This window comes from Desmonostoc vinosum, from assembly GCF_059505385.1.
In genome coordinates this window covers 14,030-34,277 of the sequence record NZ_JCACKM010000058.1, presented here as the reverse complement: position 1 = coordinate 34,277, position 20,248 = coordinate 14,030, and the positions used below count along the sequence as shown (strand labels likewise).

Below are 20,248 nucleotides of genomic sequence, written 5' to 3'. Positions count from 1 at the left end.
AGCTACGCGTAGCACATCCGACAGGAGAAGTCGAACCACATCTCCCTCACCCCCCGTGAGGAAATCAGAACAATTTATGATCACAGACTACTATTTTTATTCGCGTAAACGCATAATAGAGATGTGACTGATCTGTTCGCCCCTTTACAATCTCTCAAACAAGGTCACTGGTTCAAGCTCATTTGCGGAGCTAGCTTCCAGCACTTGCCTGCGGTCAGAAGTTTGACATTAGCCTACACTTTGGCGGGTACTGACTGCATAGATGTTGCAGCTGATCCAGCAGTGATTGCTGCGGCGCAAGAAGCGTTGCAAGTAGCCAGAGCCTTAACTAGAGACGCTCAGGAGCGAGGCTTTGACTACAAAGGTAACTCACCCTTTTTGATGGTCAGCTTGAACGATGGAGAAGATCCCCATTTTCGCAAAGCCGAGTTTAATTCTACTAAGTGCCCTACCGACTGCCCCAGACCCTGTCAAAGGATTTGTCCGGCGCAAGCAATTGTGTTTAACCGTATACAAGACCACTTTTCAGGAGTTGTTGAACAAAAATGCTATGGCTGTGGACGCTGCATTCCAGTTTGTCCATATGATATAATTTATACAGAGTCACATATGATAAAGCCGGGAGCGATCGCACCATTGGTAATGTCAACGGGAGTAGATGCTGTAGAAATACATACAAAAGTAGGACACTTAGCAGAATTCCAGCGCTTGTGGCAAGCAATTTCACCGTGGGTAAACCAACTAAAGGTATTAGCCATTAGCTGTCCTGATGGTGAGGATCTGATTGATTATCTACACGCAATTTATGAGTTGATTGCCCCATGCCATAGTGCTTTAATTTGGCAAACCGATGGCCGTCCCATGAGTGGTGATATTGGAGATGGCACCACCATAGCAGCAGTGAAATTGGGACAAAAAGTTTTGGCAGCCAAATTACCGGGATATGTGCAATTAGCAGGTGGCACCAATAGCTACACTGTTGCCAAACTCAAAGCGATGGGACTGCTCAAAGAGGCAGGAGAAGAGGACACAAAGACACGGAGACACAGAGACACGGAGAATTTTTTCACCGCGTCCCCGCGTCTGTCAATCTCCCCCTCCTCAATTTCTGGGGTAGCCTACGGCAGCTACGCCCGTGTATTGCTGTCACCAATTCTCGAACAGTTAGAGAATAAGGAGGTAAATAACACAAGTGTCAAAGCAACTATTCGCCTAGAAGAAGACGGCGAATTACTCTGGCAGGCTGTAGAGCTTGCCCATTCTCTCGTTTCCCAGCTCAAGTCACGGCAGGAGCGCTAATCGCTCATTCGTTATCTTTGAAAAACGTCACCAGAAAAGCATGACGATTACAGACGATCTCCAAAAGTTGTTAGATATTTTGCCCCAAGACCTGCGACAAGTACTAGAGAATCATTCCAAACGAGATAGTTTAGTAGAGGTGGTCTTGGATCTGGGTCGTCGCCCAGAAGCTCGCTTTCCTAATCAAGCAGAGTATCTCAGCGATGCACCCGTTACTCAAGAACAGATAGATGATTGCATTGTGCGAGTCGGAACCTTTGGTGGAGATAATCGCGCAGGAATTGAGCAAACTTTGCATCGGATCAGCGCCATTCGTAACCGCACTGGCAAGATTATTGGCTTGACCTGTCGTGTTGGTCGAGCGGTATTCGGAACCATTGGCATGATCCGCGATTTGGTGGAAACTGGTAAATCGATTCTCATGCTTGGGCGTCCAGGTGTAGGTAAAACCACTGCTTTACGTGAAATTGCCCGTGTCTTGGCAGATGATTTGAATAAGCGAGTGGTAATTATCGATACCTCTAATGAAATCGCTGGGGATGGTGATGTTGCCCACCCCGCCATTGGTCGAGCTAGACGAATGCAAGTAGCTCATCCAGAACAACAGCATCAAGTCATGATTGAAGCAGTGGAAAATCACATGCCAGAAGTCATCGTGATTGATGAAATTGGCACCGAGCTAGAAGCTTTAGCAGCTCGTACCATTGCTGAGCGGGGTGTGCAGCTAGTAGGTACTGCCCACGGTAATCAAATTGAAAACCTGATCAAAAACCCCACTCTTGCTGATTTAGTTGGCGGTATCCAAGCTGTGACACTGGGAGACGACGAAGCCAGACGCCGGGGTAGTCAAAAAACCGTTTTGGAACGCAAAGCCCCTCCCACCTTTGAAATTGCTGTGGAAATGTTAGAGCGTCAGCGCTGGGTTGTCCATGAAAGCGTTGCTGACACTGTAGATAATCTACTGCGAGGGCGTCAACCTAATCCACAGACAAGAACCGTTGATGAACATGGCAAAGTCTCAGTTACACGACAGTTAGCCGTTGTCAATGGTCGCGGTGGACAAATAGCCACAGGGGAGGAATCTTTTGCACCACCACGACCAGCTAATGGTTGGCGGGCATCTGGACAAATGGTTGCACTACCAGCATTGCCTGTAGAACGCGAACGGGTTTCTGGACGCAGTGAATTTGATCGCTTGCTAGATGAATCTTTCAATTATTCTGAAAGTATTGATTTTAATGCAACTAGACAGTCCGGGCCCAATGGCGAAGATTTGCCACTGCACATTTATCCCTATGGTGTTAGTCGCCATCAACTAGAACAGGTAATCAATGTACTAACTTTACCAGTAGTATTGACAAAAGATATTGATAGTGCTGATGCAATTTTGGCATTGCGATCGCACGTCAAAAACCACGCCAAATTACGTCAAATGGCTAAGGCTCGTCATGTGCCTATTCACATGATTAAATCCAGTACCATTCCCCAGATTACCCGTGGTTTACGCCGCTTACTGAACATTGATGACCCAGAAATTGCCGATGACAAAGAACTGCAACTGTTTTTGCACAGCGGCAGCGACGACGAAATTGACGCTCTCGAAGAAGCGAGATTAGCTGTAGAGCAAATTGTCATTCCCAAAGGGCAACCAGTCGAGTTACTCCCCCGTTCTCCTCAAGTCCGCAAGATGCAACATGAGTTGGTAGAACACTATCGCCTCAAGTCGCACAGTTTTGGGGAAGAACCAAATCGCCGCTTGCGGATTTATCCGGCGTAACCTTACCTCCAACCCTCTGCCGAAACAGCTACGGTGTACACACAATACACAGCAAAAATTGGGGTGATTAATTTGTGTGTACATGGTATCCCAAAACAGAGAGGGGATTTCATGGGAGACAGTTGATGTCTTATAGAGAGTTTTCTCTAAGAAAAGTCAAACAAAAGTCAAACAAGAGTTTAACCTTGGGGCAGTGTATTGCAGAAATGATCGCTGCTCAAAGATTTAATGCCAAAAACGAAAAACCTATTACTACTATTGACGGTAGTGTTAGCAGTGGCAACCTGTGGACTTTCTCAAGTTGAAGGACAGCACTGTAACTATTGATTTAACTGAATACTTGATTCCCCCAGTGGAGCAAATTTTAGGTATCTTAGCTTGGATGGTGCGATCGCAATTAACTTAAAGTAGGCTTTCGCTTTTTAAGCTCCCCGTTTAGCAGCACGACGCGCCAGCGACATAACCGACGGACGCCCAACAGCAGTCAACGAAAAGCCCAATCCTAAACGAAAGATTTCCGGCATATAATAATCATCTTTTTCTCGAATGACTACACCATTTTCTTCCAATATCTTCATTTCTTCTACAGATAATCGTAGCTGCTCGCGCGTGAAAGGAATTTTTCGCTCTTCTTCAAGAAGATTACGTAATTTAGTAAAAACATCTTTTAAAGCGGTGTTTTCTAACTCAATTTCCGTTATTTTCTGAGTGCTGCATTCAGGTAAAGCACCCTTAATTCCTGCAGGAACAAGAATGCGATCTTGCCAGCGATTATCATTTACAGATTCTCTTGCAGCTAAATGGAGAAGACGTACTAAGTCCCGTGATTGAATTTGTCCTCTAAAGTCTGAAAGCGCTGCAATCACAAATCTGGCTGAAGCAGCTTCCTTCGAGCTATCGGAACCTAGTTTTTTACCCCATAAAGGTACTAAAATCTGAGTCAGTTCCTCTTCCCGCAAATCCTGAAGTTTTTCGATATCAATGTTGAGTTTGATTTCTGATCGGTTAGTTACCCAAGCCACGAGTCTTAAAGCCTCTTCTCTATTCCACTTCAGAGCATAAGGCTCGTAGCGTGCGATCATTTGGGCCGCATTTTGGCGTACAGCAGCCAGTACCATATCACGTCTAACAAAAATGAGAATACCTAGAGGACGACTAGGCTGCTGCCCAAGCCACTCTGGAACTTCTTGAAGTAAAGCCCGTAGAGCTGTCTGTTGAGTTTCGTTACTAGCAAAGTTCTGGAAAAGGTCTTCTAGACCATCAATAACTATAAGCAGTCGCTGTTGCTTCTGAAGTAGATGTTCAGTTAATGCTCTACCAGCACCCTCTTTTTGAGGTTGGAATCCAACACCCCAGGCCATTAAATCTAACCACCGTTCTCGCCACTGTCCTTCGTATAGATTAAGCTGACCAAAATTTCCAATATGGTCACGAATACTTTGGATGTCTCTGGGACTATTAAAACCCAATACCTGTGCTGTTTTTTTCTGGACTTCCCCTACCAATTGCACAGCTGGAGGGTCAAGGTTTTTTGATGCCAAAATAGGGCAAATGAAAGCATCGACTTGAACCTGAGTTGCACAAGCATCTTCAGCAAAAGTTTGCCAGTTTTCTCTACGAATTATTTGTAAAAAAGTGTAGGTTTTTCCCGATCCTTTAGCTCCAACTACAACTGTAATTGGGACTTGGCGTCTGTGATCTGAAGCCAAGTTACGTAAAGGAATAGTGGCTAAAAAATCATCTGCTTCTGTCGTTTCTGCAAACACCAGTTTTTTAGTAAATTCTGTGAAACTTTCTCTTTGAGATTTTAAAGTAGGAGGGCTTTCTTCAAGAGGCTGACCACGTTTTATAGGTAATAAATCTAGTAATGGGCGTACAGCATCGATAATTTCTGAACGATTAATTCTAGTTATTACCTCTTCCCAACTTGAAGGTAAAATAAGCAAATTATCATAAAATCCTGTAATCACTCTTATAATTTCTTGATCTTCTTTTATAAAAGATTTAGCTGCCTTAATTAGTGTTTTTTCTGGTTCAGATAACAAACTTTTTTCTAGATCAGGTGATAATTCTGTATTTTGAACTTCATCAGGAACTTGACTAATGATTATTGCTGGTAATGGGTCTGTATTCCGTGCGGATGGCGCTCTCTCCCCCAACAGTTTTAGAAGTCTTGTTGTTCCTGAAATAGACTGCCCACTTAAAGTGGTAACAAAAATGCGGTAAACTCGTGGGTCTAAAAGAAGTCCAGTAGAAAATTCCGAAAGTCCAGCACGCAAGTCTACTATTACAACATCTACAGCTAAAGTTTTCCCCAGATCAACTAATATTTGTGTCAGAATAAAAGGATTTTTAGCACCTTGTATCAGATGCTCCGGTCTGATTTATAAAGAGGAAAATCGTTCAGTTGAACGGAATGAAGGCAAGACAAAAATATCATCAATTAGGGCACTCTGGAGGCGATCGGCAACTAATTGAACTGTGTTGTTTGCTTCTGGAGATGGATCGCCATGAGCTAAAGCTAGCAGATCGGCGAAAGATACGGGTGGAGAAGGTAATCTTTTCTCAAACAGCCAACTGATTCCTGGTGCTTCCATATCCCCATCTACCAGTAGAACACGATACCCTTCCTTTGTTAATGCTTGAGTAAAAGCAAGAGCATGAGTTGTGCGTCCGACACCTCCTTTAAATGAATGGAAAGCTACTAATGGTGGCAAATCCGAGGCAAAGCTAGGCGGAAGTCTATGATATTGACCGTGTGGAACAAGTATTCCTGATCTTGCCAAACTCGGTATAAGTTTAGGAACAGGTGGTTTTTCTTCTGTTTCTTCCAAAATTACTGGTAAAGTACGTTCTACCTTCAGTAGACTCTCTAAAAGAATCAAACCGTTTGCCATATCCTGCTGCGAATCAATTCGGAATCGAGGATCGTATACTTCTGACAGCCAATCTTTCGCTTCTGCTTGAGTACCAGGGCAAATTCCAATTGTTAAACTATCCCAATAGGCTTGCACCCAAGTTAACCATTGTGGCAAACCACTCTGTTCTTGAATGCGAAGTAAAACTTCTTCAACGTCAACCCAAGTGTAAAGACGGATATCTAAAGGAATCATATGCTGATGTTGTTCTTAATCCAGTTGCAGAGACTATCTAACCATTCAACTAAAACTTTTTCATCTTGAAACTCCATGCGAACACCATACCGCCAAGCTTGGTGAGCTTTTCCAACATCCCAACTTGAACCTCCTCTTTCAAGACGAAAACCAGGAATTTTGTTACTTCCCAAAGATTGAGCTGATATTCCCAGTTTCTTGAGCCAGACAGTAATATTGTGTCCATCTTTTGTGAGAACGGATTGATCCTGAATTTTAGCAGTGCTGTTCAGCTTGTTTCTTTTCAGCCATATACTCTTTAATCCACACTCTACAGCATAAAAAATTAGCAGATGGGAAGAAGGGCTTTTATTGTCTTGAATCTGATCTGAACCCAAATGAGCATGAAAAGATTGTCTTAATTCACTAACTCCTAGATGTATTATGTCAGTGCCTAGCTTGCCTGTTTGACCTTTTAGTTGCACAATCTCTTGTTTTATTTTGTATAAAAAAGTGACTGCATTTTCAGGTTCTTCGTTAATCAGCAATTCGATGTGATTGAGCAATTGCTCAATTGCTTTTAATGTTGTTAGATCCAGGTTCAGCGGAGAAAGGTCTAGATTTGCAAGTGAGTCAGGCATATTTCCAGTTAAATCGAGCGATCACAGTTGCTTTTATTTTCCAGGCAAGCGCAACCAGTTGGGGAGGGAGATGCCTAGCTTATACATGGGGTTTCCCCCTCCTCCCTGCTTCCTTTCCTCTTCTTGAGGACTGCCTATTGGCTATAAGTTCCGGCTTTCTCGTTGATCACTTTTGTTGGTTCTGATTCAATCTCATTTATCTGAGTAAATCCTCCAGCACGCCAGCTATCTGCAATGTCTTTGATAAAACTAGCGGTGGGAATGGCAACTAGCAAACCTAGCACACCTCCTAGTTTTGCTCCTACTAGTAACGAGATTACTACCCATACAGGATTTAGACCTGTTAAATTCCCGAGAATGCGTGGTGCAATAAAATTAGAATTAACTTGGTCGATCGCCACAGCAACACCTAAAACTTCTACCCCTAACCAAAAATTTTGCAATGCCACCAACAAACTTACTATAGCAATGCCTATCCCCGTTCCAAAGGGAAACAGAGAGAAAAAGCCAATAGCAATACCAAAAAGTAAAGCCAAAGGAACTTGCAGTGCCACAAATGCCAGTGTGATTGTCGATGCCAGTACAGCACCTAATGTTGCTTGACCGATAAAGTAATTATGAAAATCTTCTCGCAGTAGTTGTCGTAATTGTAACCCAATATGTAAGGGAAACCACTGATAAATTCCATCCCATAAGCGATCGCCATTCAACACTAAATATATAGTTAACACAACCGCTAGTAGTACATTGACCACAATTCCGATTGTATCTACCGCAAAACTCAAAATTCTACCTGTAAAAGATTGAAGTTGGCTAGATAATCTCTCAAGAGCTTGGGTGAATAAACCACTTAAATTAATAGGAAGTTGTTGTTGATTCAGCACCCAATCCTGAAAAGTTTGCAATTGTTGAGTACCAGAATCAATCCAACTGGGCAAAATGTTAGCTAGCTCATTGAGTTGTTCTATGATCAGGGGAACTAAGGTGATGCCTAAAGCCACTAAAATCACTACAGCTGCAAGCAAAACTCCTACAATAGCCAGATTACGTTGCACCCCTCGTCTCTGCAAAAACTGAATTGGATAGTCCAAAACAAAAGCGAGTAAAACAGCAGCCACAAAAACGCTGACTAGGGGTTGAAAATACTGCACAACCTGGAGCAATAGCCAACCATTAAGAATAGTAATAGGAAATGCCAATCCTATAGTTAACCATCGCGGCAGTTTGTCTGCTAATTGCATTAGTGATAACTCCACAAGATCTCTAACTTTATTTTGGCTGGAGATTGTGACAAGGGAGCAGAGAGGCTGACAGATGTAGGTTTTTAATATTGTGCGCTTTGAACGACGCGGGGATGCGGGGATGTGGAGACGCGGGGACGCGGGGACGCGGGGAAAGATTTTGTTGTAATCAATCTTCATTTAATTACGAATTACGAATTATTTAACTAGAACAGACAAAGCGGGAAATTTACGCGATGCTGTCAGAGAAATAGGTAGGCAAGTCGTTCATGAAGAAACTGATTAAGCGTATCAAAGCACTGATTCAACGCATCTTCAAGTGGTTCTCATCCCCTGCTCAACCACCTTCACCCGTGAGTTCTCGCTCATCAAGCACTCTTATTCCAACTGCTTCTCTCAAGTGCAAGTCTGGTTTAGTGTTGGTGTGTTCCCAGTGTGCAAAAGAGCGGGGAGGTTCTACGGCTTCAGACGACTTACAGAATTGGCTGAAATCTCGTCTGAAATTTGAGGGGTTATGGGGTGAATTTCGGGTTGTGAGTACCAGTTGTTTGGGGGTGTGTCCAAAAGCGCATGTCACCGTCGTTACCGTAAGTGATGGCGATGGTGGTAAAAGTCAGTGCTTAATTGTAGATCCTAAAAGCGATCGCGAACTTCTCTACGCACATATTAAGCAAATGTGATGGGGAATTGGGAATTGATGTTTGTTATTTCTCCCCCTGCCTCCCCTGCTCCCTCATCTCCCTCATCCCCCGGTTGGTGAGCGGAGTCGAACCACTCCCCACTTCATCATATCGACCGCAGACAAGAACACTTTTGCAGAAATCCGGATGCTTTGTTGTGGGCATCTTGATTGTGTATATGTGTTGGTGTGGGTCGAATAATGCCATTAAACAGGTCATCTAAACCGTAGGGAGTGAAAAATTGCCATTGCCCTTGTGTATCTAGTCGAACTCCTACCGCTGTGGCGGTATGCAACCATTCTTTGATGCCGTCTTCTGTACTTGTGTAAGGTCTGTCACCAGGACGCCAACGTGCAAAACTGGCTTGATTTTTAACATCAAATAAGTCATTTGGGAACTGTTCTGTGAGGCTGGCTTTTGCTGCTAGTTCTTGAGAACGGTTCCCGGCTTGATCAAAGAAGGCGATATCAAAGTCTTTGATAAATAATTCACAGTCGTTACCAAATATTGAACGCCAAACTGTGTTGCGAATTGCACCTCCTGCTAACCACCAATTGGGTAAGCTAAGTTGGGCGATCGCAGGTAATACTATACCAATTGGTGTATCAGCAAGAATCATCTGTAAACGAGTGTTACTATTCATATCAAATTTGCGAGATTGTCAACAAGAAAGTGAAAATATTATCATTCATATTTCAAGTGGTTAACGGTGTTGAATATCCTAATGTAATAGTTAGTGTGTCAACATTTAGTCAATAAAATCTGAAAACTACAGTATAAACAACAGGGTTGCACGGAAGGATAAATTGGAAATTTAAAATCTAGAATTTTTTATGGATGATATATTTGCACAGCTAGAAAGTACACTCAGTCCTGAACTGCCTTCCATAAACGAATCACAAACACAACTATTGCAAGAACTCAGCATTGATGAAAATCACCCTGGTACAATTGTGCGTGATTTTCAAACTCTGTTAGATTTCATACAACCAAAAGGAGTGGAAGTTAGTAGTGTTAATAACCTTCTACCACTGAAAGTATTATCAGAACTTAATTCTCGATTGAGTCATCCAATTGAAATCAAACTCAAACGCCCTGTACAAAAATCGTATCCTTACATTAACGGACTTTATCTTCTATTACGCAGTTCTGGAATAGGTCAAATTAAAGCCCAAGGGAAAAAGCAAATTTTAGTTTTAGATACTGCTATCTTGACATCATGGTCAAATCTGAACTCAACAGAACGCTATTTCAACTTATTAGAAGCTTGGTTAATTTGGGGAAATAACGAAATTTTAGGTGAACACCAAGACCCATTTGGGAATTTATTTAGATGTACTCAGTTTTGGGTACGGGTTCTAGATAAAGGTTTAAAATTTGCCAAATACGAAAATCAGCAAGATATTGCTTATTACCCTGGTTTGCATAATGTTGCTCTATTAGAATTATTTGGTTTAATAAATATTAAGCAAGGAAAACCTCAAGAGGGTAAAGGGTGGCGAATTACTAGTTTACAACGCTTGCCTTTGGGTGATGCTTTGTTACAGTTACTATTTCCCCTGGGGATAAGAGGAGAGTTACGGGATGATGTCAATGTGACTTTTGGAAAATTACAGTCATACCTCAAACCGTTTTTCCCGGAATGGGAGCATAATTTAATTTTGACTCAGCAAGGTTTTCATGATGGTATTTATATTTTTAAAGTGTCTCTGACTCGCTGTTGGAGACGCATTGTTATACCAGCGAAAAAGGAACTTAGTTGGTTAGCTGAAACAATTCTTGATGCTTTTGATTTTGACTATGACCATTTGTATGAGTTTAGCTACAAAGACCGTTGTGGTCGCACAATTAAGATTGGTCATCCTTACATGGAAACACCACCATTTGCAAATCAAGTCAAGATTGGTGACTTGTCTTTAGAGCCGGGTGCTAGGATGACTTATCTTTATGACTTTGGAGACAATTGGGAATTTGATGTGCAATTGGAAGCAATTAATCCACCTGATAACAAAATCAAAAAAGCCAAAATTATAGAAATCCACGGCAATGCGCCTCAACAGTATTGGAGTGAAGATGATGAATAGATTGATGAGAAATATTATCTTTAATCTGGAGGACTGTGAACTGCTTTTCCACCACAGTTAAGCACATGGGTATAAATCATCGTAGGGTATGACGACGAGCTTGAGTTCCAAATTCTGCCTAATGGAGAGTTATCTAATGAGTCGCACTAATTATGATGCAATATCTGATGCTGGGTTGAAGCAGTACTTTCTTAAGTATCGTGGAGATCAAGCTGCTTTTCAAGCATATTTAGACAGGATTAATCAACGTCCACGCAGGATTATTGCTAGTCCTGATGACCCTGATTTTGATGAGAAGGTGCAGGCTGCAATTCGGCAAAAACTAGAAGCAGCAAGAAATCGCAACAATCAGCAGGCTAGCAGTTCAAACGCAGCGGACGATTGAAACCCCTGGTGCTGAGTTCGAGGCTATCTGCTGCCGCTGATGGCAACCGTTTTTCTAATGATTACTCAGCACTGTTTTGGTGAAGGATGCGATCGCAGTTTTTATAAAATGCTTTAATTAATCTGCTAAGTTATTTAAAATAGCAATAGTAAATTCAAATTAAAAGTTTAGTTTGTACACTATATAACTTTATATAATTGTATACTGCTGGGGTTAAAAAACTTAAAAATATACCAATGTTTTTCAGTAATATTTCACTGAATATAGGATTTCAATTTGATTTATGAAAAAATCTAAGTATCTGTGATCACGTAGCGTAACGCATCATTCACAGCTTTAATGCATTAGCTAGAAGTATAATTGAAGGATTTTTTATCATCAAGCCCTCTGCCCTTATTTTGTAAAAATTATTTCCAATCAAGATTGATGAACAACGATACCTCCAACAAATTGAACTCAGATAACGAAATTGGACGCTTGATTGACGAAGTAATGTCATCATCGTTAACTGATGAACAGTACCGTAAAAAGATGCAGCGACGTAAAGAAGTGCAGAATCGGCGGATAGCACAAGCTGTACCAGAAAAAGGGTTAATTATCGTCAATACTGGCAATGGTAAAGGTAAAACTACTGCGGCTTTAGGAATAGTGTTGCGATCGCTAGGTCATGGCTATAAAGTAGCAATTATCCAATTTATCAAAGGAGCCTGGGAACCCTCAGAAAAAAGAGTTTTCAGTTTTTGGGAAGACCAGCTAGAATTCCATGCCATGGGTGAAGGCTTCACTTGGGAAACCCAAGACCGCGATCGCGACCTTGACAAAGCTCACGCCGCTTGGGAAAAATCATTAGAATACATCCGCAATCCCAATTTTCGCCTAGTCTTGTTGGATGAAATTAATATTGCCCTCAAGATGGGTTATTTACAAGTTGAGGAAGTCTTAGCTGGGTTAGCACAAAAGCCAGCTGATAAACATGTAATCTTGACAGGTAGAGGCGCACCACCGGCTTTAATTGAACGAGCCGATTTAGTCACTGAAATGACCCTGGTTAAACACCCTTTCCGTGACCAAGGTGTTAAAGCGCAACCAGGAATTGAATATTAAAACAGTTATTTCAAACCCTCAACAAAGCAGGGAAAGCAGAGAGGATGAAAATCTTAGTATGCCGAATTTCTCGGTTTTGCTTTCCCTGTTCCCTCTTAACAATTGAAATGAGGAGCAATCGCCATTGAGAAAAATACTTAATAGACTTTTTGCAAAAATACTTGAACCGTCAGAGACTCAAGTCTCTGCCTAATAGCAAAAGTCCGTTTCAACGGACTAAAAATACTATTATTAGTCGGTTTCAACCGACTTTAGTTATCAGCCAGAAAATTTATTTTCTGGCGAGTGTCTGGCTTTTGCAAGAGGTCTAATATAATTGCTTGTCGATGATTAAATTCAATATGAAACAACAAGGTGCAATTCTCTGGCTGACAGGATTAAGTGGTGCTGGCAAAACAACGATCGCTCAAAGTGTAGCCCAAGAACTACTCAGGCGCAATTATTGTGTAGAACTGCTAGATGGTGATGTCGTTCGCACCCATCTTTCACAAGGACTAGGCTTTAGTAAACCAGACCGAGATATAAATGTGCGTCGTATTGGCTTTGTGGCTAACTTACTCAGTCGTAATGGCATAATTGCGATCGTTGCCGCTATTAGTCCCTATCGTGAAATTCGAGAGGAACTAAAACAGACAACTACAAACTTTAAAGAAATTTACGTCCAAGCATCATTAGCAGTTTGTGAATCCCGTGATGTTAAAGGACTTTACGCTAAAGCTAAGGCGGGACAAATTAAAAATTTTACAGGCATTTCTGACCCTTACGAAGAACCAACAAATCCAGACATTATCTGTCAAACAGATAGATTCACCGTTGAGCAATGTGTCAACCAAGTGCTTCACTATTTAGAATACCAAGGTTTGCTTTTAAATATTTAAATTTGGCATTTTGATAATTTGCTAGCCCCAAGGGGAAATATATCAGCGCTCAAAATCCTGAATTTGCCGATGCCTATGCCAATTTGGCGATCGCTTTATCTGCTAATTCTCAATATCAAGCGGCGGATCAAGCCTTTCATCGCTCCCTGGTATTACAGCCCAATCATGCCAATAATCACAGCAATTACGGCTTTTTTCTCAATTGCCAGGGAAACTACCAGAAGGCAGAGCAACATTTGCGGTGGGCGGTGCAACTTGATCCACAACTTGGAATAGCTTGGTTTAATTTGGGCAATGTCTTACGCTCCTTGAAGCGCTGGGAAGAGGCAGTATCTTGTTATCAGGTATCTTGGCCTTTGGACTTTGCGCGACTAGAAATTTTAAGTGATTGGGTTTTTGCTCTCAAAAAAATCTGTCGTTGGTCAGCCCAGGAGGCCGTTGCCCTGAACTTACTTCAAGCCTCGGCTCATCAGTTGGAATCCGGCAAACCTTCCCCCATCAATCCCTTTGTCGCCTGTTTTTTGCCTTTATCCTTGGCAGAGTTTCAACAAATTTGTGTGAGCCACGCTCAAGCCATAGCCGATTTCATGCAACAGCAAGGTCTTGATGGCTATTTTCAGCATCCCCATACCCATCGTCATAGCAACACCAAAATTAAGGTCGGTTATGTTTACGCCGCGCTGGAAATAACCCAATTACAGAAGTGTTGTTTTCTGATCAAACGACACAAAAAGTAACTAATTTAGGTAGTGACCAGTTTACTCTAGCTTGGGAAGATGGTAGTGGTACTAATGACTTCCAAGATTTGATTGTCAAGATTCAAGGTAATGATCAAAGCCCACCTCTAGGTGCAAAACTCCAAGGTGGATCACAAGCTGAACTGATTGATTTAAGGGGTGTAATCACACCAGTGAAAGCTAATTTTATTGTCAACGCCGAAGCCGCTTTTGATAACTTTATGGGTTTCTATCAAATAACTGGTGAAAATGGTGGCATTGATACCGATGGCGATCGCAATGCAGATATTTTACCTGGGCAGGCTGGTTATACTCAAGCGGCTGTGCGTGGGCGTGTTGTGGGGATTGATTTGACAGGTAATAACCAAACTACAAATACTTTTACTGGTAGTTTTCCTGCTGATGGGATTTTTGCACCATTTTTGATTGCTAATGGTAGACCCGATGCAATTTTAGATAGCAATTCCAGTAACGATCCAGCTGTTTACTTCCCATTTTTGGGAGCTAATTCTGATCAGGCTGACCATCTTCGCTTGTTGGGTGATAACATCTTTGGTTTTGAGGATTTACACAATGTAGGTGATCAAGATTTCAACGATATAATTGTGCGACTCACTTTTTCATAAAAATTCCCTATTCCCTATTCCCTTTCCAACCATCTAGGAAGATTGATTACACACTCGCAACATCCGGCGATCGCTAGCACTAATAGAATTTAGCTTATAGTATTCTTGCAGTGTTACTGAGTGTGCATAAGTACTAAATTCGTCGTTTGGTACACGAGGCAGTCTGCTAGTTGCAGCTACTTGACTAGAATTAGCTCCATCTGGTGTACTGTTAACTGTCATCGCTAACTCACCTGAGCGATCGAGTGTACCTCGAAAGCAACTAAACTCTGACCGGGGCATATACAAAGCCCCCGTCACATTACCACGCCGCTTTTGAAAGATGATATATCCTTGCCCTGGCTGATTTGGTTGTGGTGACTGACCGTAGAGATAAATACCATCCGTTCTGGGGAGGTTTGTTCTTGGTAAAATTCCTGCTTGGTTACGAGCTTGTTGAGGTTCCGCAACCATTGCTGTAGTTGTAGGTGCTGTTCTTTTTCTATTCGCCAAAGCTGTAGAGGATATCAATTTAGACTGCTGTGGAGAGCGATTTGTTTTAGCTTTACTTTGCTTTATTTTCTGTACCATCTTGCTGCGAGAGGCCACCTTGGCTTGCCTCTGTTCTCGCACTTCTCTGAGTCGAGACAAAATTGAGGTTTCGGAGTCTTTCTGAAAACGAGCTGATGATGTGGATGTTTCTTCGAGTTGGTTACTCAGCACTGGTTGACTTTGCTTGCTGATAAAACCTAAAGCCAGAAGTAAGCCGACAGCAGGAATTGCCAACTGAGGGAGTAAAAACCGACGAATGTTGTTAGTCACCCTACTTCTCCTTTGAAAACATCAGCATAAGTTCTTCGGAACTTTCTTCAACCTGATCTAAGTCTGGAATTTTCCAGGCTCTGTCAATAGTTTGATATACATTGGTTACAAAAAAAAACTGTAGAAAAGCGATTTTTTTATGTAATTTAAATCAATAATGTCAGAAAATATTTGCTTAGACTGTTCATATTTCACTCTATGATTGATTCGATTGTGTGCAATTAATGACAAATTACAGCAGGGAACAGGGAATACAGAAGAGGTATTTTCATTGTTCCTTGTGAGTTCCACTCATAATATTTACTTGATAAAAAAATGGTTCTTCAGAAGAAACACCAGGCGATTGGAAATCGCGGCTATACAAACTAAACCCGCCTACGCGGGTTTCAATAAGTCCGCAGAGGCGGACTTCGTTTGTGTAGCCCCAGACTTCTAGTCTGAGGGCGATCTACGATAGAGCCAAAAAAATAGCCCCCTAAATTTAGGAGGCGCGTTACCTTTTTTATGTGGACGTAGCATGGCTACGTCTCTACGTTAGCTGGCAATGTATTCTTTAACATTGGCACGACGGCGACGCAGATGAGCAAGGGCTTGATGCTCTAACTGGCGGACACGTTCACGGCTGAGATTCAACCGTTCACCAACTTTCGCTAAGGACATTTCGTTGCCGTCTTCTAAACCAAAGCGCAGTGCTAATACTTCTCGTTGTTGAGGAGTTAGTTCTGCTAGGAGGTTGTTGAGGTCTTGGCGCAAGAATTCTTGGTTGGTGTAGTATTCTGGCGATGGGCCATCGTCTTCGAGCATTTCTTGCAGTTCGGTGTCCTGGTTATCGCCAACTCGCACATCTAAAGAAACTGGTTGACGCGCCATGTTCAGATACTCGCGGATCTGGGCGGGTTCTAGTTCCAGTTCTTTGGCAATTTCTGCTGGTGTGGGCGATCGCCCCAAAGTTTGAGCTAGTTCGCGCTGGACTTTTTTGATTTTGTTCAGCTTTTCGGTGATGTGGATTGGTAAACGGATGGTGCGTCCTTGCTGGGCGATCGCGCGGGTAATTGCTTGGCGAATCCACCAGTAAGCATAGGTGGAAAATTTATAACCCCTTGTAGGATCAAATTTCTCTACACCCCGTTCTAATCCTAGAGTTCCTTCCTGAATTAAATCCAGAAACTCCATGTTTCGTTTCTGGTACTTCTTCGCAATAGCAACTACCAAGCGCAGATTGGCTTCGATCATCTTTTGCTTGGCGCGTTTGCCTTGGGCTACCGTTTGTTTTACCTCGGTTTCCGATTGGTGAACCTGATCAGCCCATTCTGATAAACTTGGTTCCCGCTGCAATTTTTTCGCTAAAGCCTCTTTGGCTTCGATTAGCGTCATCATTTGTTGCACCTGCTTCCCGTAAACAATCTCTTGCTCACGGGTGAGCAGGGGTACACGACCAATTTCTCGCAGATAGGTTCGCACCATATCAGCCGTAAATTTGGTGTTCAGGTTTTCCGTTTGGGTGTTAACAGTAGGCATTGGTGCGTTTTCCTCTACTCCGTAAACACAATGAATATTTTATTACTTGAATGGTTGGGGGAAGGTAGTACGTACATTACGAAACATAGGGTGCTACCAGAAGCAATGTATTTATACAGGACGTTGTAAAGACAATGCGCCCCTGAGATGGGTTCCACTACCATCCTTAAGTTTTCAATCTTTATAAAGCACGCTGGGTGGTTGTTGATAATTCTTCTTTTCTCTAGTTGCTGGCGGCAACTGTAATATACGAAGTCAGTATGAGTTCTACTTAACTTTATATTACGATAAATCAGGCGGATAGTAAAGTAGCCTAGAAAAATCTTTTAATTATAATCCAAAATTGCTTGTTTGCAAAAAAATTAAACTTCCTTGAGAGTGTTGACTATATCTATAGTGACGTTAAAATCCTTTCTTCTGTTGCCCAGAACTAGCCGGATAACCGAACTTATTAGTTGCGATCGCAGGGGGGATGTTACGAATGAGTCATTGGTGAGCTAGTGCGGTCTTCTGCGAGAGGAAAGTCTAACGCCAAGGGGGTTAAAGCCTACGGCATAGCTTCGCTTAAAGCAACGTAGGAGCCTACGAGACGATAAAAGCGAACGCGGACTCGCTACTGCTGCGAAGTGCAAAATTCACGCATTACAACCCTTATAAATAATGGTGCTTGTATCCTTTTATTCTTTGGTCACTCGTAGGATTGTTTGTCATTACAAAGGACAAATGACTTCTTAGAAACCGAGATCAGCTTTGGCTAACTCAGCAGCTGCAAAGACTTCTGCATCTGGCTTTTCTTGCCAATCTGTGTCACCAATTTCGGTGTAGAAGATTGAATCGTAGGGTCGAGTACGTACCACTACTGGCATGGGAACGGCGTGACCCAAAATTAAGGCTTGTTGTTTGGAGTCTAATTTTGCTAACACTGATCGCAGACCACTACCACCAGACACGCCTGTAAAAATTGCATCAATGTCTTTTTCATCGTTGAGCAAGGCGGTGATGCGAGTACCAATCTGGGACATAACTTCATTATCTATGCCTGACGGGCGTTGATCAACTACCAAAAGTGTGACGAAATATTTTCGCAGTTCTCTGGCAATTGTTCCAAAGATAGTACTCTGTACTACTGCTGGGTCAAGAAAACGGTGCGCTTCCTCGATAGTAATCATGAGTGGCGTCGGGCGATCGGTAGGATTTTTACTTTGCAAAAATTTATCAGCTTTTTTGACGTAGTGTTCGTGAATCCGCCGGGTGATCATGTTGGTCACTAACATATAAGAAAGCATATTGGACTGGGAACCAAACTCTACCACAACATTCTTGCCGGCCTCTAAAGACTGTAAGATTTTATTAATATAATTCTGGGGGCAAACTGCTCGCATGTACTTCAATCCGTCTAGGCGTAGTAGTTTGCGTTGCAACGCCATAATTGACCCTTTATGTCCCCGCTTCTCGTCGCAAAACATTTCGATTTCTTCGTTGGTCATGTTCAAAAGCTGAACAATCCAAGACTTGTTGAACTCGCTGTAAAGGATGTTGGCGTTGTCTAGAGCTGCATCCGAGAGTCCCAAATCACGGCTACATAACTTCACATCTTCAACTTCGATTTGCTCATAGCTCAGATAAAGTTCTTGAGCATCACGCACACCCCGGCGTTTTGTTGATTCTGGGTCTAGGGTATAGACTTCGACTTTACCAGGAAACAGTTGCTTTAAGCCTTTAACGGTGTTAACGTTCTTACCTTCGGCGACTGCTTCCCAGCCATACTCTGAATGCATATCAAAAATCAAGTTGACTGCTGCATTTTTACGGATAACGCCAGCCAAAAGTAACCGCGTCAAGAAGGATTTACCAGTACCAGATTTGCCAAAAACCCCGTTGCTACGTTCAACAAAGCGATTTAAATCGATGCAAACCGGCACATCCATATCCAAAGGTTTGCCGATAGAAAAGTTACGCCTTTGGGGGTCATCTTCCCAACCAAACACGCGGCGAAAATCATCGACACTGGCCTCGTATACCTGACTAAAATGGCTGGGAATAGTTTTAACAGGTAACAATTCCATCGTGGTACTGGTTTGTGGCTGGAATGAAGCCAAACCCGTTGTTGATGGGATAAAGGGATTTACAGATTTGCCATTTGTGGTGGAGAAAGACTCATCAGATTCGGGGGTAAACATCAACATTGGTGCGAGGTTGATAGTGCCATATGTACTACTACCGGCTAAAACCTCACGTAAAAAAGTATCTTCCCAACTGGGGGGATTAGCGATAATCCGCGCATTAGCAGCTCCTAAAGCTACATCTGTCAGCATACAGAAAAAACGCGATCGCATCCCTTGCACAACCAAAAACTTACCCACCCGCATATCTTCAACAGATATATCAGGGTGTAATCTTACTTCTAATCCCCCAGTCAGAGATCCTTGAATAACCGAACCTAATGGGTTAGTTGTCATTTGTTATTGGTCATTGGTCATTCGTCATTTGTTATTCCCCAATCCCCAGTACCCAGTCCCCAGTCCCCAATCCCCAATCCCCAGTACCCAGTCCCCAATCCCCAATCCCTAATCAATCGGAATCGAAGTCGGCGCACTGCCAGTTGATGAGGCTGCACCAATTAATGGTTTGCGAAATTGGGCATAAATGCGATCGCGCCAGGTGAAGAATGCTTCATAGTCGGGATTTTCGGCGAAGATTGGCACTCCTTTACCTCTAATTGTGGCTGGCAGATCTAGATATGGGCCATCGGGGAATTTTAACAGGATCGATAAACCAGCGACTGTTAGGTCAGCTAAAGTGGGTTCATCTCCAGTTAAATAGGGACTATCCGCCAACAATAAGGTTAAGGCTTCGAGGTCTTGTTTTAAGTCCGCGATCGCTGACCTGATTGCATCTGGACTATAGCCTACACCAAAACCTAAAACTGTCAACAGGTCGGTTGGCACTCCTTCGACTAGAGTTTTGAGTACATCTGGTGTAGAAGTTGGTAATAAAGATTTGCGGAAGCTTTGATTTTGACTAATCGCAGAAAATAAAGCTTTCCTACCTTTGATACCTATTGACTCATCTGCCCATTCTTCTATAAGTAAGCATAAACCCCGTTGTTTGGGATTTATCGGTATCAACGGCCGCTCAGGATACTCTAAGTCTAAATACTTAGCTATCTCCGTAGAATCTGCAATATATTTATTACCATCTTTTAATACTGGAACTTGTTTTTGGCCAGTGAGACGGAATAGTTCTACTTGCCCAATTCCGGGCGTTACTTCTATTTTGCGGTATTCTAATCCTTTATAATCTAAGATTAACCGCACTTTTTCTGAGTATTGAGATAACTCCCATTGGTATAATTCTAACATATTGTATCCCTTGTAACTGATTA

General features: G+C 42.4%; 20 protein-coding genes. 11 read left to right on the top strand and 9 right to left on the bottom strand.

Annotation, left to right across the window (positions count from 1 at the left end):
* Positions 1–123: 123 nt before the first annotated feature.
* The 3 genes from ldpA (at position 124) to AC5JMF_RS10415 (ending at position 3,381) form a co-directional block, all read left to right on the top strand.
* Positions 124–1,299, top strand: a complete 1,176-nt coding sequence (gene ldpA / locus AC5JMF_RS10425) for a circadian clock protein LdpA (RefSeq protein ID WP_495795637.1) — start codon at positions 124–126, stop codon at positions 1,297–1,299.
* 40 nt (positions 1,300–1,339) lie between these two features.
* Positions 1,340–3,076, top strand: a complete 1,737-nt coding sequence (locus tag AC5JMF_RS10420; protein WP_495795636.1) for a R3H domain-containing nucleic acid-binding protein — start codon at positions 1,340–1,342, stop codon at positions 3,074–3,076.
* A 125-nt stretch (positions 3,077–3,201) separates the two neighbouring features.
* The gene (locus AC5JMF_RS10415) at positions 3,202–3,381 is read left to right on the top strand and encodes a hypothetical protein (protein WP_495795635.1); all 180 of its coding nucleotides are present in this window, start codon (positions 3,202–3,204) and stop codon (positions 3,379–3,381) included.
* Between the two features lie 117 nt (positions 3,382–3,498).
* On the opposite strand, the gene AC5JMF_RS10410 is transcribed toward AC5JMF_RS10415, so the two are convergent.
* The 4 genes from AC5JMF_RS10410 to AC5JMF_RS10395 all read right to left on the bottom strand — a co-directional run bounded on the left by AC5JMF_RS10410 (position 3,499) and on the right by AC5JMF_RS10395 (position 8,050).
* On the bottom strand, positions 3,499–5,355 hold the full coding sequence (locus AC5JMF_RS10410) for a hypothetical protein (RefSeq protein WP_495795634.1): 1,857 nt from the start codon (positions 5,353–5,355) through the stop codon (positions 3,499–3,501).
* 105 nt (positions 5,356–5,460) lie between these two features.
* Positions 5,461–6,189, bottom strand: coding sequence for a KGGVGR-motif variant AAA ATPase (locus tag AC5JMF_RS10405; protein ID WP_495795633.1), 729 nt, complete (start codon positions 6,187–6,189; stop codon positions 5,461–5,463).
* Positions 6,186–6,809, bottom strand: coding sequence for a hypothetical protein (locus AC5JMF_RS10400; protein WP_495795632.1), 624 nt, complete (start codon positions 6,807–6,809; stop codon positions 6,186–6,188). Before AC5JMF_RS10400 ends, AC5JMF_RS10405 begins: the two co-directional genes overlap by 4 nt.
* Before the next feature lie 134 nt (positions 6,810–6,943).
* Positions 6,944–8,050: an AI-2E family transporter gene (locus AC5JMF_RS10395; protein ID WP_495795631.1), complete on the bottom strand. Its 1,107-nt coding sequence runs from the start codon at positions 8,048–8,050 to the stop codon at positions 6,944–6,946.
* A gap of 269 nt (positions 8,051–8,319) precedes the next feature.
* Here AC5JMF_RS10395 and AC5JMF_RS10390 point away from each other — a divergent pair, with 269 nt between their 5' ends.
* Positions 8,320–8,730, top strand: a complete 411-nt coding sequence (locus AC5JMF_RS10390; protein ID WP_495795630.1) for a hypothetical protein — start codon at positions 8,320–8,322, stop codon at positions 8,728–8,730.
* 106 nt (positions 8,731–8,836) lie between these two features.
* On the opposite strand, the gene AC5JMF_RS10385 is transcribed toward AC5JMF_RS10390, so the two are convergent.
* Positions 8,837–9,373, bottom strand: a complete 537-nt coding sequence (locus AC5JMF_RS10385) for a nucleotidyltransferase family protein (protein ID WP_495795629.1) — start codon at positions 9,371–9,373, stop codon at positions 8,837–8,839.
* Positions 9,374–9,563: 190 nt separating this feature from the next.
* Between AC5JMF_RS10385 and AC5JMF_RS10380 the strand changes: the two genes are divergently transcribed.
* The 7 genes from AC5JMF_RS10380 (at position 9,564) to AC5JMF_RS10350 (ending at position 14,544) form a co-directional block, all read left to right on the top strand.
* Positions 9,564–10,814 carry a plasmid pRiA4b ORF-3 family protein gene (locus tag AC5JMF_RS10380; RefSeq protein ID WP_495795628.1) on the top strand — a complete coding sequence of 417 codons (1,251 nt, stop codon included), beginning with the start codon at positions 9,564–9,566 and terminating at the stop codon, positions 10,812–10,814.
* A 136-nt stretch (positions 10,815–10,950) separates the two neighbouring features.
* A complete protein-coding gene (locus tag AC5JMF_RS10375) occupies positions 10,951–11,199 on the top strand; it encodes a DUF6887 family protein (RefSeq protein WP_495795627.1) in 249 nt (82 codons plus the stop codon).
* 426 nt (positions 11,200–11,625) lie between these two features.
* The gene (gene cobO / locus AC5JMF_RS10370; RefSeq protein WP_495795626.1) at positions 11,626–12,303 is read left to right on the top strand and encodes a cob(I)yrinic acid a,c-diamide adenosyltransferase; all 678 of its coding nucleotides are present in this window, start codon (positions 11,626–11,628) and stop codon (positions 12,301–12,303) included.
* 149 nt (positions 12,304–12,452) lie between these two features.
* Positions 12,453–12,614 carry a hypothetical protein gene (locus AC5JMF_RS10365; protein WP_495795625.1) on the top strand — a complete coding sequence of 54 codons (162 nt, stop codon included), beginning with the start codon at positions 12,453–12,455 and terminating at the stop codon, positions 12,612–12,614.
* A 30-nt stretch (positions 12,615–12,644) separates the two neighbouring features.
* Positions 12,645–13,181 carry an adenylyl-sulfate kinase gene (gene cysC, locus AC5JMF_RS10360; RefSeq protein ID WP_495795624.1) on the top strand — a complete coding sequence of 179 codons (537 nt, stop codon included), beginning with the start codon at positions 12,645–12,647 and terminating at the stop codon, positions 13,179–13,181.
* An 83-nt stretch (positions 13,182–13,264) separates the two neighbouring features.
* On the top strand, positions 13,265–13,918 hold the full coding sequence (locus AC5JMF_RS10355; protein ID WP_495795623.1) for a hypothetical protein: 654 nt from the start codon (positions 13,265–13,267) through the stop codon (positions 13,916–13,918).
* Positions 13,885–14,544 (top strand): DUF4114 domain-containing protein, encoded by a 660-nt coding sequence (locus tag AC5JMF_RS10350; protein WP_495795622.1) that lies wholly within the window; start codon positions 13,885–13,887, stop codon positions 14,542–14,544. Before AC5JMF_RS10355 ends, AC5JMF_RS10350 begins: the two co-directional genes overlap by 34 nt.
* A 33-nt stretch (positions 14,545–14,577) precedes the next feature.
* Here AC5JMF_RS10350 and AC5JMF_RS10345 read toward each other — a convergent pair whose 3' ends face one another.
* The 4 genes from AC5JMF_RS10345 to AC5JMF_RS10330 all read right to left on the bottom strand — a co-directional run bounded on the left by AC5JMF_RS10345 (position 14,578) and on the right by AC5JMF_RS10330 (position 20,225).
* The gene (locus tag AC5JMF_RS10345) at positions 14,578–15,345 is read right to left on the bottom strand and encodes a hypothetical protein (RefSeq protein ID WP_495795621.1); all 768 of its coding nucleotides are present in this window, start codon (positions 15,343–15,345) and stop codon (positions 14,578–14,580) included.
* A 534-nt stretch (positions 15,346–15,879) separates the two neighbouring features.
* The gene (locus AC5JMF_RS10340; protein ID WP_495795620.1) at positions 15,880–16,863 is read right to left on the bottom strand and encodes an RNA polymerase sigma factor, RpoD/SigA family; all 984 of its coding nucleotides are present in this window, start codon (positions 16,861–16,863) and stop codon (positions 15,880–15,882) included.
* Positions 16,864–17,594: 731 nt separating this feature from the next.
* Positions 17,595–19,322, bottom strand: a complete 1,728-nt coding sequence (locus AC5JMF_RS10335) for a helicase HerA domain-containing protein (RefSeq protein WP_495795619.1) — start codon at positions 19,320–19,322, stop codon at positions 17,595–17,597.
* Positions 19,323–19,430: 108 nt separating this feature from the next.
* Positions 19,431–20,225, bottom strand: coding sequence for a glutathione S-transferase family protein (locus tag AC5JMF_RS10330; RefSeq protein WP_495795618.1), 795 nt, complete (start codon positions 20,223–20,225; stop codon positions 19,431–19,433).
* Between the last annotated feature and the right edge of the window lie 23 nt (positions 20,226–20,248).

Excerpts from the sequence above, each read along its gene's own strand:
- AC5JMF_RS10405 (WP_495795633.1), bottom strand. The coding sequence starts at position 6,189 with ATGATTCCTTTAGATATCCGTCTTTACACTTGGGTTGACGTTGAAGAA.
- AC5JMF_RS10400 (WP_495795632.1), bottom strand. The coding sequence starts at position 6,809 with ATGCCTGACTCACTTGCAAATCTAGACCTTTCTCCGCTGAACCTGGAT.
- cysC (WP_495795624.1), top strand. The coding sequence starts at position 12,645 with ATGAAACAACAAGGTGCAATTCTCTGGCTGACAGGATTAAGTGGTGCT.
- AC5JMF_RS10375 (WP_495795627.1), top strand. The coding sequence starts at position 10,951 with ATGAGTCGCACTAATTATGATGCAATATCTGATGCTGGGTTGAAGCAG.
- AC5JMF_RS10335 (WP_495795619.1), bottom strand. The coding sequence starts at position 19,322 with ATGACAACTAACCCATTAGGTTCGGTTATTCAAGGATCTCTGACTGGG.
- AC5JMF_RS10340 (WP_495795620.1), bottom strand. The coding sequence starts at position 16,863 with ATGCCTACTGTTAACACCCAAACGGAAAACCTGAACACCAAATTTACG.
- AC5JMF_RS10330 (WP_495795618.1), bottom strand. The coding sequence starts at position 20,225 with ATGTTAGAATTATACCAATGGGAGTTATCTCAATACTCAGAAAAAGTG.
- AC5JMF_RS10415 (WP_495795635.1), top strand. The coding sequence starts at position 3,202 with ATGTCTTATAGAGAGTTTTCTCTAAGAAAAGTCAAACAAAAGTCAAAC.
- AC5JMF_RS10390 (WP_495795630.1), top strand. The coding sequence starts at position 8,320 with ATGAAGAAACTGATTAAGCGTATCAAAGCACTGATTCAACGCATCTTC.
- cobO (WP_495795626.1), top strand. The coding sequence starts at position 11,626 with ATGAACAACGATACCTCCAACAAATTGAACTCAGATAACGAAATTGGA.
- AC5JMF_RS10395 (WP_495795631.1), bottom strand. The coding sequence starts at position 8,050 with ATGCAATTAGCAGACAAACTGCCGCGATGGTTAACTATAGGATTGGCA.
- AC5JMF_RS10420 (WP_495795636.1), top strand. The coding sequence starts at position 1,340 with ATGACGATTACAGACGATCTCCAAAAGTTGTTAGATATTTTGCCCCAA.
- AC5JMF_RS10380 (WP_495795628.1), top strand. The coding sequence starts at position 9,564 with ATGGATGATATATTTGCACAGCTAGAAAGTACACTCAGTCCTGAACTG.
- AC5JMF_RS10385 (WP_495795629.1), bottom strand. The coding sequence starts at position 9,373 with ATGAATAGTAACACTCGTTTACAGATGATTCTTGCTGATACACCAATT.